Source organism: Arthrobacter sp. 01T414, assembly GCF_056398965.1.
In genome coordinates this window covers 444,333-458,132 of sequence record NZ_JBFTQK010000004.1, presented here as the reverse complement: position 1 = coordinate 458,132, position 13,800 = coordinate 444,333, and the positions used below count along the sequence as shown (strand labels likewise).

Below are 13,800 nucleotides of genomic sequence, written 5' to 3'. Positions count from 1 at the left end.
GGTGTCTGCTCTACTTATTGGATGACTACATTGACTGAAGCCTCAGTCGCTGGCAACGATGACCAGCGAGATGCAAACGACAAAATGATGATCGCCCTCGACGTCGATGGAACACTCGTCGACCACGACGGGCACATGTCCGTCCCCGTGCGGGAAGCGGCCCAGGCTGTCGTGGCCGCCGGGCACGAGGTGATGATCGCGACGGGCCGCTCGCTCAACGCAACCCTGCCCATCATCGAGCACATCGGCATTGAAAGCGGCTACGCTGTCTGCTCCAACGGCGGCGTCACGCTGCGCGTGGATTCCGGCCTCGCCGACGGCTACGAAGTGCTGCACAAAGCCACCTTCGACCCCGGCCCGGCGCTCCGGGCGCTGCGCAAGCGGCTGCCCTCGGCCAAGTACGCGCTTGAGGACGAGAACGGCAACTTCCTCTCCACCGAACGCTTCCAGGACGCCAGCTTCGGCGTAGAAGCAATCGGCGTCGACTTCCAGACCATGCTGGAGGCCACCGCCGTGCGCGTCGTGGTGTTCAGCTCCGAGAACACGCCCGAGGAATTCAACGCAGCGATCCGCCACGTTGGCCTCGCGGGTGTCACCTACTCCGTCGGGTGGACGGCGTGGCTGGACATTGCCGCTGCCGGCGTCACCAAGGCCAGCGCCTTGGAACAACTGCGCGGACGGCTGAGCATCGAGACGCACCGAACGGTCGCCGTCGGCGACGGCCGGAACGACATCGAGATGCTCACCTGGGCACGCCGCGGCGTGGCGATGGGCCAGGCCCCGGCCGAGGTGATTGCCGCCGCCGACGAGGTCACCCACTCGGTGTACGACGACGGCGCCGCCCACGTGCTGCGCAGCATCCTGCTCTAAGGACGCCGGCTCCACCGCGGCGCGGAACCTCCGGCCCGGAACCTGAGGGCGGAACGCCGGCGCGGGATCCGGCCTAGCGGACTTCGAGGATCAGGCCCAGCAGCCGGGCGGCGGCGGGCCGGGCCGCGTGCTCCTCGTTCCACTGCGCCCGGGCCACCGCCTTGCTGACGGCCTGGGTGGTGATGCCCAGTTCCTCGGCCACGGCTTTCTGCTGCCCGCGCACACCGGGGGTAAGCAGGTCCAGCACCCGCCACTCGGCGGCGCTGCGGTCGTGCACGATGTGGCCTAGCAGCCGCAGCACGGCCTCGGCTTCGGCGGCAAGGTCCGCCAGGGGGCCTTCCACCGCTACCGGGATGCGTTCCTTGCCGTTCCTGAGCCGGTCCACGGCGCGTCGGGCGTAGACCAGGCCGTGCCCTGAGGCGTCCTTGATCTGGTTCGGCAGCGGTTCGTTGACCGGGCCGACGCCGATCCCGACATACCAGGCGCCGGTCCGCAGGGCGATCAGCGCCGCCTCGACGGCCTGGCGGGGGCAGTCCAGGATGCCTTGGACCTCGTCCTCCACCGACCGGTCGAAATCGAGGCGCGCCGGAATGTGCCGCAGGTCCTTGAGGAGCTGCGGCACACGGTCGCCGTCGCGCCGGCTGTCGGTTTGGTTGATGGTCAGCGTGAACATTCTGGATGCCACACTACCGCGTGGCTAAGGGGAGGCAAGTACCCGTTGCGGTCCCCGTTACCGGCCCGCCGCAGCCGGCACAACACCCCGGCGGGCTTGTCTCTGACCCCGGGAGATGTTGCGATGGGGGGACACGCTGCCGACGGCGGCACGGACCGGGCGGAGTGCATCAGTGGCTGATGGGTTGGAACAGGGGACAGGGCAGCGGACCGTGCCGGCGGGGCCCGCGGACGAACTTGAACTCGTGGACCGGTGGTGGCGGGCCGCCAACTATCTCTCTGTCGGCCAGATCTATCTGCGGTCCAACCCGCTGCTGCGCGAACCGCTCAGCGCCGGGGACACCAAGTCCCGCCTGCTTGGGCACTGGGGCACCACCCCGGGCCTGAACTTCATCTATTCGCACCTGAACCGCGTCATCCGCCGCGACGCCCAGGAGATGCTCTTCGTCGCCGGCCCCGGCCACGGCGGACCGGCCGTGGTGGCGAACGCCTGGCTGGAAGGGACATACTCCGAGATCTACAGCAACGTCGGCCCGGACGAGGACGGCCTGGCCGAGCTGTTCCGGCAGTTCTCCTACCCCGGCGGCATCCCCAGCCACGCCGCCCCGGAAACCCCGGGCTCCATCAATGAGGGCGGCGAACTCGGGTACTCGTTGGCGCACGCCTACGGCACGGTGTTCGACAACCCCGAGCTGATCACCGCCGTCGTGATCGGCGACGGCGAGGCCGAGACCGGGCCGCTGGCCGCCAGCTGGCACTCACACAACTTCCTGGACCCGGTGCAGGACGGGGCCGTGCTGCCCATCCTGCACCTGAACGGCTACAAGATCGCCAACCCCACGATTCTCGCGCGCATGCCGGAGGCCCAGCTGGAGCAACTGCTGCGCGGCTACGGTCACACGCCGCACTTCGTGACCGTCGCCGATCCGGAGGACACCGCCGCGGCGCACCGGGATTTCGCGGCGGTGCTGGACGACTGCCTGGCCGAGATCCGCGCCATTCAGGCAGCCCGCAGGGACGCAACAACCACCGCCGGCGGCAGCGGCGACGACGCTCCCGCCGCCGCGTGGCCGATGATCGTGCTCCGTTCGCCGAAGGGATGGACCGGCCCGAAAACCGTCGACGGCCTGCAGGTGGAAGGCACCTGGCGCAGCCACCAGGTTCCCCTCGCCGAAGTCCGCACCAACCCCGAGCACCTGGCGCAGCTGGGCCGCTGGCTGGAGTCCTACCGCCCGGCGGAGCTGTTCGACGAGGACGGCCGGCTGCGGACCGACGTCGCCGCCAATGCCCCCGACGGCGATCTGCGGATGAGCGCCACCCCGCACGCCAACGGCGGCGTCCTGCTGCGGGACCTGAAACTGCCCGGCTACGCCGACCATGCGGTGGATGTTGCCCAGCCGGGCCGGGAACGGGTCAGCGCCATGATCACCCTCGGCGGCTGGCTGCGGGACGTGATAGCGCTGAACCCGGAGACCTTCCGGCTGTTCGGCCCGGACGAGACGGCGTCCAACCGGCTCCAGGACGTCTACGAAGTGACGGACAAGGTCTGGCAGTACCGGATCGAGCAGGTCGACGAGCATCTGGCCCGGGCCGGGCGCGTGATGGAGGTCCTCAGCGAACACCTCTGCCAGGGCTGGCTGGAGGGCTACCTGCTGACCGGCCGGCACGGCGTGTTCAGCTGCTACGAGGCGTTCATCCACATTGTCGATTCGATGTTCAACCAGCACGCCAAGTGGCTCAAGGTGCACCGGGAGCTCCCGTGGCGCCAGCCCGTCGCCTCGCTGAACTACGTCCTCTCCTCGCACGTCTGGCAGCAGGACCACAACGGGTTCTCGCACCAGGATCCCGGCTTCATCGACCACGCGGTGAACAAGAAGTCCGAGGTCATCCGGGTCTACCTGCCGCCGGACGCCAACACCCTGCTCTCGGTCATGGAGCACTGCCTTGGCTCACGGGACTACGTCAACATCGTCGTCAGCGGCAAGCAGCCCTCACCCACCTGGCTGGGCCCGGCCGAGGCCTCGCACCACTGCCAGCGCGGCCTGGGGATCTGGGAGTTCGCCGGGTCCGAGGTCCCCGGCGAGGAGCCCGACGTCGTGCTGGCCTGCGCGGGCGACGTTCCGACGGTGGAGACCGTGGCGGCAGCCGAACTGCTCAAGGAGGGGGCGCCCGGGCTGAAAATCCGGGTGGTGAACGTGGTGGACCTGATGCGGCTCCAGGACGCGGCCGAACACCCGCACGGGCTCTCATCCCGGGACTTTGACGGCATCTTCACGGCGGACAAGCCGATCATCTTCGCCTACCACGGCTATCCGTCGCTGATCCACCGGCTGGCCTACCGCCGTACCAACCAGGAGGGCCTGCACGTGCGCGGCTACAAGGAGGAAGGCACCACGACGACGCCGTTCGACATGGCCATGCTCAACGGGATCGACCGGTACCAGCTGGCTATCGACGCAATCGACCGGGTTCCGGGCCTGGCGGAGCGGCACTCGCTGCTGCGCCAGACCCTGCAGGACCGTCGTATCCGGGCGCACAACCACACCCGGGAGCACGGCGAGGACGCGAAGGAGATCAGCGGCTGGACCCTGGGCGGCCGGTAGCCTCTCCGTGCCACTCTCCGTGCCTGGGGGCCGTGCCGTTGAGCGCGGCCAGCCCCCCGATCGGCAGGTGGATCCAACCCTCGGTCAGGGCAGCTTTCGCGTGCGCGGCGTCGGGACGGATCGTGGCGCCGATGGCCACGGCCCGTGCCGTGAGGGAGGCGACCAAGGCGTCGAACATGTCATCCGAGCCGGCCAGGCGGTCCTCGTGGCCGGCCAGATCCAGCCAGGGTGCTGCCTGCCGGAGCCCGTCGAGGAGCTCGCCCAGCCGCTGCGTTTCCGTGCCGCCGCGGCCCTTGTAGCCGCGGGCGAGCAGGCCCCAGGATTTCAGGGACGCCGCGGGGTAGACCTCGGCCAGCCGGCCGCTGCCGTCCCGCGCCTGCGCCCCGTGGCCACCGGCGATCTTGGCCTGGATGACGGCGCAGCGCATGGCCGGGTGGGCAAGCCGGTCGGCGGAGACGCTGAGCGGGATCAGGCCGGTCCTGGCGGTGACGAAGCGGTCCGTGTCGCGGTAGGCCAGCAACCTGCGGCCTTCAATACCGTCATAGTCCAGCACCGGGTGCGGCTCGCCTGCCAGGTGCGCTGCAATGAAGGGCAGGAAGGCATCCGGCCAGCCCACGGGGCAGTCGATCCCGGCCATGTCGGCCGCGCCGAAGAGCCGCACCACCTCGTCGTCGTCGACGTCCAGGTCCAGGTGCGCCAGGCGGGCGGCGCCGTTCTTCCATTCGATGACGGCGGCCGCGGTCTTCTTCGTCGCCGCTGCAAGGTCGACGCCGAGGGTCAACATGGTTCAGACCTTGCGGTAGCGAAGGCCGCCAGGGATCACGCCGTCGTCGTCCAGCCCGTCGCCGGATGCGAACCGGGCCCACAGGGCGCGTAATTCCTTGCCGGTGACGTTGATGTCCTCCCAGCTGGCCCCCTCCAGCAGCCCCGCCCCGGCCCAGGTCTGCTCGTCGCCGAACAGCAGCGGCAAATCCACGGTGTGCGCGGCCCCGTAGCGGTTTCCCGGAGCGGCCCAGGACAGCAGATAGCGGTAGGCAGTGCCGCCCGCCCGGGCATGGCGCCGGGCAAACCGCCTGGCCGCCCGGCCGTACACCGCCTCCGTCACGGCCCAGTTGATGGCCTTGACGACGGCGGTCCCGAGCACCGGGATCCCGGACACCCGGCTGACCGCGGGGTTGCGCGGCAGGAACATCCTGGCTTCCTCGGAGGTGTGCCCGATCAGGACCTCGATCCCGGCTGCCGTGGCGTTCCAGGCGGCCTCAATGCCGGACTCCGGCGGCAGCGGAGCGTGCCCGTACTGGGTGCCGAACGGCATCGCCGCGATCAGCCCGAACTTCCGGGCCACCTGGGAAACGTGGCCCTCGATCTCCACGACGTCCATCGCCGGGGTGTCCTCGGTGACGGCTTCCGCGGCGACGCCCATGGCGCGGCTCATCTTGTCCCGGCCGCGGGTGATGCCCAGCGGCGCGCTCTGGATGATGGCCCGCCGGAAGAGCGTGGGTGCCTCCGGCGTCGCCATCAGGTGGGCGACGGCGTCCCCGCCGGCAGACTGCCCGAACGCCGTGACGTTTCCCGGATCACCGCCGAAAGCAGCGATGTTGCGCTGCACCCAGCGGAACGCCTCGAGCTGATCCAGCAGCCCAAGGTTCGCTGGCCGGCCGGTTCCGGTTGCCAGGTAGCCAAACAGGCCCAGGCGGTACGTCACGGAGACCACAATCACGCGGTTTTCGGCGACGAGGGCGCGGGGATCGAAGATCGCCAGGTCGCCGGAACCGGAGGTGTAGGAGCCGCCGTGCAGCCACACCATTACCGGCACGCCTTCGCCGTCGCGCAGCTCCGCCGGCATGGTGACGGAGAGCCGCTGGCAGTCCTCGCTGCCCGGCAGTTCCCCGTAGCGGGTGCCGAGGATGTCGTCCAGGAACGGGACCGGAGCCTGCGGGCAGGCCGGGGAGAGGGTGGTGGCCGTGAAAGTCTCGCGCCAGTCGGGCGCGGGCGCCGGAGGCTGGAAACGCGCCGCGGTGGCGTAGGGGATGCCGGTGGCACGCACGACGTCGCCGTCCCGCCACCCGGTGACCGGGCCGCAGGGCGGGCTAAAGCTGGGATCCGCAGGCATGAACCAACGATTTCACACTTTCCTGAGCCGCGACTGGCAAAGCGCGGACATACACGTGAGGCCCCAAAATCCGGAGATTCGGGGCCTCAAGTTCACGCCCCAGGGGCGCGGGCGGGGGACTAGTGTCCGGCGCCCGGGACGAAGCGCTTGATCGACGCTTCGAGTTCGGCTTCGGCCGCGGCGCGGTCGCCCCAACCCTCGGCCTTGACCCACTTGCCGGGCTCCAGGTCCTTGTAGCGGGTGAAGAAGTGCTCGATTTCCTTGATCAGGAACTCGTTGACGTCACTGATCTCGTTGATGTGGTCGAAACGGGCGTCGGCCGGCACGCAGAGGACCTTGGCGTCCCCGCCGCCGTCGTCGGTCATGTTGAACACGCCGATCGGGCGGGCCTCGACGATTACGCCCGGGTAGAGGTCGAAGTCCTGCAGGAGCACCAGGGCGTCCAGCGGGTCGCCGTCCTCGCCCAGGGTGTTCTCGAAGAAGCCGTAGTGCGTGGGGTACTGCATGGAGGTGAACAGGACGCGGTCCAGGCGGACGCGGCCGGTCTCGTGGTCGACTTCGTACTTGACGCGCGATCCCTTGGGGATCTCGATGGTCACGTCATGCTTCATGGAATGCTCCTCGACGGATTCAGGGGGTGCGCGGCACACAGGGCGTCCAAAAAACAGCGCCGGTGCCGCCGACTATTATTGAGGATATAGCGACAGGCCCTGGTTTCAGGAACTAGTGGGGACATTTCGGGACTAAAGGACCAGCAGCAGCATGAAACGCAGAACGAGCCATGAGGGCACGGCTCCGGCGCCCGGAAGGATCGGGCGGATCTTCCCGATGCTGCTCCTGACCCTGGTAATCCTGGCGCTCGCCGTCCCGGCTGGCATGGCGGTCAGCCCCGGATTCCGCGGACCGGCGCCCGTTCCCGAGCCCGCCGCGGCCGGCCCGTGGCAGCAAATGCCCGCGAGCCTCAGCGCCCCCGACGGCGGTGCGGGAACCGCGGGCGGCATGACACCGCTCAGTGACGCGGCGCCGCTGCCGGATGCCGCCAGGCTGGCCGGCCTGCTCGGTGCCACGCTCAAGGCCGACGGCGCGGGGTCCTTCAGCGGACTCGTCCAGGACGCCCGCACCGGCAAGGTGCTGTTCGACCGATCCGCCGATGAGGTCCGCGCCCCCGCCTCGAACATCAAGCTCCTGACCGCGGCCGCCGCGCTGCGGACCCTTGGCCCGGACCGGCGCTTCAGCACCAAGGTCGTGGCCGGCAGCACGCCCGGCACGGTGGTGCTGACCGGCGGCGGAGACGTGCTGTTGGGCGCGGGTAAGTCCGCGGCCGATGCCGTCCTGGGCCACGCCGGGCTCGCCACCCTCGCGCAGTCCACCGCCGACGCACTGCGGAAGGCGGGCGTCTCCGGCCCGGTTACCGTGCTGCTGGATGATTCCCTGTTCAGCGGCCCGTCGCTGAACCCGGCGTGGAGCCCGGACGACGTGGCCGCCGGCGAGGTGGCGCCGCTGTTCCCGCTGGCCCTGAACTCCGCCCGCTTCGACCCGGCCGTCACCGCCGGACCCCGCCCCCGGGATGCCGCGATGAGCGCTGCCGAGGCGTTCGCGGCCCGGCTCTCGGCGGCGGGTGCCGGTGCGGGACTTAGGGTGCGGGCCGGCGTCGCCAGGCTGGCGGCCGGGCCCAAGCCCTCCGCGTCCCCCGGCAGCCTGGCGGGGAAAGTCCTGGCAGAAGTGCAGTCCGCCACCGTCAGCCAGCAGGTGGACCTGATGCTGCGCACCTCGGATAACTACCTCACCGAGGTGATCGGCCGCATGGTGGCCGTGGCCAGCGGCAAACCGGCCAGCAACGACGGCGCCCGCGCCGCCGTGCTGCAGCAGCTCAAGGAACTGGGAATACCGCTGGCCACCCTCCGGATGGCCGACCTGGCCGGGCTCACCCTCGAGAACAAGGTCTCCGCGCGGCAGATCTCCGCCGTGGTCCGCGCCATTACCACCGGCACGGACACCCGCCTCCGCTCCGCCCTGGCCGGTTTCCCCGTGGCCGGGCTGACCGGAACGCTCGGCAGCCGGTACATGGACACCAGCACCTCCCGGGGTGCTGGCCTGGTCCGCGCCAAGACCGGAACGCTGAACACCGTGATCGCCCTCAGCGGCTACGTCGTGGACGCGGACGGACGGTTGCTGGTCTTCTCCTTCATCGGCAACGGCCTCACCCCGGGGGCTGCCGGGAACAAGGTGGCGCTGGACCGGACCGCCTCGGTCCTGGCCGCCTGCGGATGCCGCTAAGCCCTCCGCCGATTCGACGGTTCCCTGCGCACACGACGGTTCGAAACGTCGATCCTGCAGGGAACCGTCGAACCGGCCGGCGCCGGCTGCCCGTTCGCCGCCCGACGAATTTAAGGCGCACCCCGGGCACGCTGTGATCTGATGGGGGCTATGGAGTCCTCTTCGCGCGAGACATCACCGGACACGAAATCCCAGGCCCAGGCCCTGATCAACTGGGACCTCGCCGCGTCCACGGCCGCACGCCTCACCCCGGCCGGGCCGTCGCTGGGGTCCAAGGAGATCGGCGCCGCCGTCGAGAACCTGCGCCTGATGGCGGACATCTCGGTGCCGCGCGTGCATGACATCACCGGACTCGAGGCCGCCCGGGACCTCCGGGACTCGTCCGTGCTGGTGGTGGACCGCGCCTCATGGGCCAAAGCCAACACGCAGAGCTTCGCCGTGATGCTCCAGCCCGCCATCGAAAAGATGCTCGAAGGCCGCCGCGGAACCGTGACCCCGGGCGCCGCGAGCGTCGGCGGCGCAATCACCGGCAGCCAACTGGGCGCGATCCTGGCCTTCCTCTCCAGCAAGGTCCTGGGCCAGTACGACCCCTTTTCCGCGCTCGCCGAGAACTCCACCGCCCCCGCCGCCGGCCGGCTGCTGCTGGTGGCGCCCAACATCGTCGCGGTGGAACGTGAGCTCAATGTCGCTCCCGAGGACTTCCGGCTCTGGGTGTGCCTGCACGAACAGACCCACCGCGTGCAGTTCGCCGCCGCGCCCTGGCTGCGGCACCACATGCTGGAACAAATCGAAGACCTCAGCCAGCACCTGCTGGGCAACGTCGACTCGATCATGGAACGGGCCGCGGCGGCCGCGAGGGCCCTCAAGGACCGGTCCGGCAACGGGGCCGCTCCCGGCCGCGGAGCAATCCTGGATCTGCTGCAGGACCCCGCGGAACGGGCCGCGATCTCACACCTCACCGCCGTCATGAGCCTGCTGGAAGGCCACGCCAACGTGGTGATGGATGCGGTGGACGCCAGCATCGTGCCCTCGGTCAAAACCATCCGGCAGCGCTTCAACGCCCGCGGCAAGGACCGCGGCACCATCGAGAAGTTCATTCGCAGCCTGCTCGGCCTCGACGCGAAGATGCGGCAATACACCGACGGTGCGAAATTTGTCCGCGAAGTGGTCGACGCCGCCGGCATGGAAGGCTTCAACAAGGTCTGGGAGTCCGCCGACCGCCTTCCCACCGAACCCGAAATCCACGACTCCAAGCTCTGGCTCGAACGGATGGGGCTCTAGACCACGTGGCACCATCCACCCCACCGTCCCTTCCGGCGGCTTCCGGCGGACGACGTCGGCCGGGCCGGCTGGCGCCCGTCGTCGGCAAGGCGCGGAAAATGCTGCAGAACTCCCTCGCCGACGCCGGCTACCCCGGGCGGGTGCTGGTGGCCTGCAGCGGCGGCCCGGACTCGCTGGCTCTTGCGGCCGTCGCGGCCTACTTTGGCCGCCGCGGGCACGTTGACGGGCACCCGATCTCCGTCGGCGCCGTCGTCGTCGACCACCAGTTGCAGCCCGGCTCCGCGGCCGTGGCGGCGGCGACCGTAAGGACGCTGGAGGAGCTGGGGCTGGACCCCGTCCAGCTCCGGACCGTTGACGTTGCCGCCACCGGGATGGGCCCGGAGGCCGCCGCGCGGGACGCCCGGCACGCAGCCCTCGAGGCCGCCGCCGACGATACCGGCGCCGCGGCCGTCCTGCTGGGCCACACCCTGGATGACCAGGCCGAACAGGTCCTGCTGGGACTGGCCCGCGGCTCCGGAACCCGCTCGCTCGCCGGGATGCGGCCGGTGCGGGGCCGCCTGCTCCGCCCGTTCCTGGGCCTGCGCCGGGCCGAAACCCTGGAAATCTGCGCGGTCGAGGGACTGGACCCGTGGCACGACCCGAGCAACGAGGACCCCGCCTTCGCCCGCTCCCGCACCCGGGTGGAGGTGCTGCCGATGCTGGAAGAAAAGCTCGGGCCCGGCGTCGCGGAGTCGCTGGCCAGGACGGCGTCGATCCTGCAGCTCGACGCCGATTACCTCGAGGATGTGGCCAACGACACTTATCTCCGGCTGCAGAGCCGTTCGGGGACAGACCTCAGCCTGCCCGAGGCCGAGCTTCGCGAACTGGCACCCGCGCTCAGGTTCCGGGTGATCGCGAAGGCCGCCGCCGCCGTCGGCGGTCAACAGCCCAGCTACCAGCGGCTGCTGGCCGCCGAAGAGCTGCTGCGCCGGCAGGGATCCGCCGGACCGGTGGAGCTGCCAGGCGGCGTGAGCGTGTACCGGCTTTCGCTCGCGGAACTGCTCGCAGCCGAACAGTCCGGCCCCGCCGGCGTTCCCCGTGAGGGCGCCCGCTGTGGGAAGCTTGTATTCCGGCCTCAAAAACCGCCCCAAGAATAGTCGCACCCGCATCTACACAGGAGCCATTGGTGGATTCAAACGACGTCCAGGCAGACCTCAAGCACGTTCTCTACTCCAAGGAGCAGATCCAGACCAGGATCACTGAACTCGCTGCCCAGATCGACAAGGACTACGAAGGACGCGATCTGCTGATCGTCGGTGTGCTCAAGGGTGCGGTCATGGTCATGGCGGACCTGGCCCGTGCGCTGCACAGCCACGTCTCGATGGACTGGATGGCCGTCTCCTCCTACGGCTCGGGCACCCAGTCCTCCGGCGTGGTCCGCATCCTCAAGGACCTCGACACCGACCTGATGGGCAAGGACGTCCTGATCGTCGAGGACATCATCGACTCCGGCCTCACGCTCTCCTGGCTCAAGACCAACCTGGAGTCCCGCGGCCCGGCCTCGGTGGAAATCTGCACCGCGTTCCGCAAGCCCACCGCCGCGAAGGTCCAGATCGACGTCAAGTACGTCGGCTACGACATCCCCAACGAATTCGTCGTCGGCTACGGCCTGGACTACGCCGAAAAGTACCGCAACCTCGACTTCGTGGGCACCCTCGCACCGCACGTCTACGAGTAGACCGGCACACTCCCTCCGGCTCGACGCTGAGCCTGGCCTGCACCCGCAAAGCCCTCCGCTACGCCGACAGGGAACTTTTAGCCATGACCGTGCGTGACTTACTGCGACGGTGTATAGCTAGAACCTGACGCAGCACCACACGCGCGCAGATCGGTCGCCGTGCAGCACTACCAGGAGGGACGGGGCGAGCCCCCGATCAGATGAAAGCTAAGAGTTTCTTCAAGGGCCCGGGCATCTGGATTGTCGTTGTTATCGGCATGCTCCTGCTGGCCTTTGCCACCCTGGCCCCGGGCGGCTCCGTCCGGATCGACACGGACCGGGGCTTGGCGCTTTTGGCCGCCAGCGACAAGGTCGAGCAGGCCAAGATTTTCGACGCCGAGAACCGCGTGGACCTGGTGCTGAAAAACGACATCCAGATTGACGGCCAGGACAAGGGCAAGAACGTCCAGTTCTACTTCGTCAACGCCCGTGCTGCGGACGTCGTCAAGGCCGTGACCGCGGCCAAGCCACCGAGCGGTTTCACCGACCAGCCGGTGGAAAGCAACTGGTTCTCCGGCCTGTTCTCCCTGCTGGTCCCGGTGCTGCTGCTGGGTGTCCTCTTCTGGTTCCTGCTCTCCCGGATGCAGGGCGGCGGCTCCAAGGTCATGCAGTTCGGCAAGTCCAAGGCCAAGATGGTTAACAAGGACATGCCCCAGGTGACCTTCGGCGACGTCGCCGGCGCCGACGAGGCCGTCGAGGAACTCCAGGAAATCAAGGAATTCCTCCAGGAACCGGCCAAGTTCCAGGCCGTGGGCGCCAAGATCCCTAAGGGCGTGCTGCTCTACGGCCCTCCCGGCACCGGCAAGACGCTGCTGGCCCGCGCCGTCGCCGGCGAGGCCGGCGTGCCGTTCTTCTCCATCTCCGGTTCGGACTTCGTGGAAATGTTCGTCGGCGTGGGCGCCTCCCGCGTCCGCGACCTGTTCGAGCAGGCCAAGGCCAACTCGCCCGCCATCATCTTCGTGGATGAGATCGACGCCGTCGGCCGTCACCGCGGCGCGGGCATTGGCGGCGGCAACGACGAACGCGAGCAGACCCTCAACCAGCTCCTGGTGGAGATGGACGGCTTCGACGTCAAGACCAATGTCATCCTGATCGCGGCCACGAACCGGCCCGACGTGCTCGACCCGGCCCTGCTGCGCCCGGGCCGCTTCGACCGCCAGATTTCGGTCGAGGCACCGGACCTGATCGGCCGCGACCAGATCCTGAAGGTGCACGCGAAGGGCAAGCCGATGGCTCCCGGCGTCGACCTCAAGGCCGTCGCGAAGAAGACCCCCGGCTACACCGGCGCCGACCTCGCGAACGTACTCAACGAAGCCGCCCTCCTGACGGCGCGCTCCAACGCCAACCTGATCGATGACCGGGCCCTCGACGAGGCAATCGACCGGGTGATGGCCGGTCCGCAGAAGCGCAGCCGCGTCATGAAGGAACACGAGCGCAAGGTCACCGCCTACCATGAGGGCGGCCACGCCCTGGTCGCGGCGGCACTGCGCAACTCGGCCCCGGTCACCAAGATCACCATCCTGCCGCGCGGCCGCGCCCTCGGTTACACCATGGTGGTTCCGGAGAACGACAAGTACTCCGTGACCCGCAACGAACTGCTGGACCAGATGGCGTACGCCATGGGCGGCCGCGTGGCCGAGGAACTCGTCTTCCACGACCCCTCCACCGGCGCCTCGAACGACATCGAAAAGGCCACCGGGATCGCACGCAAGATGGTCACCGAGTTCGGCATGAGCGAACGCGTGGGTGCCGTGCGCCTTGGCCAGGGCGGCGGCGAGCCGTTCCTGGGCCGCGACGCCGGCCACGAGCGCAACTACTCGGACCAGATCGCCTACGTCGTGGACGAGGAAGTGCGCCGCCTGATCGAGGGTGCGCACGACGAGGCCTACGCGATCCTGACCGAGAACCGCGACGTGCTGGACCAGCTCGCACTGGAACTGCTGGAACGCGAAACCCTGAACCAGGCCGAGATCGCCCAGGTCTTCGCTGACATCCGCAAGCGCGATTTCCGCGAAATCTGGCTCTCCAAGGAGAGCCGGCCGATCCAGGCCGTCGGTCCGGTGGAGTCCCGCCGTGAGAAGGCCGAACGCGAAGCCCAGGAAGAAGCCAAGGAAGCCCGGCTCGAGGAGCCGCTCGACACCCGCCCGCCGCACGCCCAGGGCGTACCCGGACAGGAGTCGTTCCAGGACGGCGTCACGGATCTCGGGCCTGACGTCCATCCCGGCTAG

Annotated in this window: 11 protein-coding genes; 7 read left to right on the top strand and 4 right to left on the bottom strand. The window is 69.2% G+C overall.

Annotation, left to right across the window (positions count from 1 at the left end; translation table 11 throughout):
• Window positions 1-21 precede the first annotated feature (21 nt).
• Window positions 22-870 carry an HAD family hydrolase gene (locus tag AC1DK9_RS12230; RefSeq protein ID WP_476916084.1) on the top strand — a complete coding sequence of 283 codons (849 nt, stop codon included), beginning with the start codon at window positions 22-24 and terminating at the stop codon, window positions 868-870.
• A 73-nt stretch (window positions 871-943) separates the two neighbouring features.
• On the opposite strand, the gene AC1DK9_RS12225 is transcribed toward AC1DK9_RS12230, so the two are convergent.
• Window positions 944-1,543, bottom strand: a complete 600-nt coding sequence (locus tag AC1DK9_RS12225; protein ID WP_476861591.1) for a hypothetical protein — start codon at window positions 1,541-1,543, stop codon at window positions 944-946.
• A 211-nt stretch (window positions 1,544-1,754) separates the two neighbouring features.
• Here AC1DK9_RS12225 and AC1DK9_RS12220 point away from each other — a divergent pair, with 211 nt between their 5' ends.
• Window positions 1,755-4,145: a phosphoketolase family protein gene (locus AC1DK9_RS12220; protein WP_476916083.1), complete on the top strand. Its 2,391-nt coding sequence runs from the start codon at window positions 1,755-1,757 to the stop codon at window positions 4,143-4,145.
• Here AC1DK9_RS12220 and AC1DK9_RS12215 read toward each other — a convergent pair.
• The 3 genes from AC1DK9_RS12215 to AC1DK9_RS12205 form a co-directional block, all read right to left on the bottom strand.
• Window positions 4,117-4,929: a DUF429 domain-containing protein gene (locus AC1DK9_RS12215; protein WP_476916082.1), complete on the bottom strand. Its 813-nt coding sequence runs from the start codon at window positions 4,927-4,929 to the stop codon at window positions 4,117-4,119. The genes AC1DK9_RS12220 and AC1DK9_RS12215 overlap by 29 nt on opposite strands.
• Before the next feature lie 3 nt (window positions 4,930-4,932).
• Window positions 4,933-6,258: a carboxylesterase family protein gene (locus AC1DK9_RS12210; protein WP_476916081.1), complete on the bottom strand. Its 1,326-nt coding sequence runs from the start codon at window positions 6,256-6,258 to the stop codon at window positions 4,933-4,935.
• Window positions 6,259-6,377: 119 nt separating this feature from the next.
• Entirely contained in the window at window positions 6,378-6,869 is a 492-nt protein-coding gene (locus AC1DK9_RS12205; RefSeq protein ID WP_056736593.1) for an inorganic diphosphatase, read from the bottom strand.
• 151 nt (window positions 6,870-7,020) lie between these two features.
• Here AC1DK9_RS12205 and dacB point away from each other — a divergent pair, with 151 nt between their 5' ends.
• The 5 genes from dacB (at window position 7,021) to ftsH (ending at window position 13,800) form a co-directional block, all read left to right on the top strand.
• A complete protein-coding gene (gene dacB, locus AC1DK9_RS12200) occupies window positions 7,021-8,535 on the top strand; it encodes a D-alanyl-D-alanine carboxypeptidase/D-alanyl-D-alanine endopeptidase (RefSeq protein ID WP_476916080.1) in 1,515 nt (504 codons plus the stop codon).
• A gap of 150 nt (window positions 8,536-8,685) precedes the next feature.
• Window positions 8,686-9,816 carry a zinc-dependent metalloprotease gene (locus AC1DK9_RS12195; protein ID WP_476916079.1) on the top strand — a complete coding sequence of 377 codons (1,131 nt, stop codon included), beginning with the start codon at window positions 8,686-8,688 and terminating at the stop codon, window positions 9,814-9,816.
• 98 nt (window positions 9,817-9,914) lie between these two features.
• The gene (gene tilS / locus AC1DK9_RS12190) at window positions 9,915-10,952 is read left to right on the top strand and encodes a tRNA lysidine(34) synthetase TilS (RefSeq protein WP_476916078.1); all 1,038 of its coding nucleotides are present in this window, start codon (window positions 9,915-9,917) and stop codon (window positions 10,950-10,952) included.
• A gap of 29 nt (window positions 10,953-10,981) precedes the next feature.
• Window positions 10,982-11,533 (top strand): hypoxanthine phosphoribosyltransferase, encoded by a 552-nt coding sequence (gene hpt, locus AC1DK9_RS12185; RefSeq protein ID WP_146336115.1) that lies wholly within the window; start codon window positions 10,982-10,984, stop codon window positions 11,531-11,533.
• Between the two features lie 200 nt (window positions 11,534-11,733).
• Window positions 11,734-13,800, top strand: coding sequence for an ATP-dependent zinc metalloprotease FtsH (gene ftsH / locus AC1DK9_RS12180; protein WP_476916077.1), 2,067 nt, complete (start codon window positions 11,734-11,736; stop codon window positions 13,798-13,800).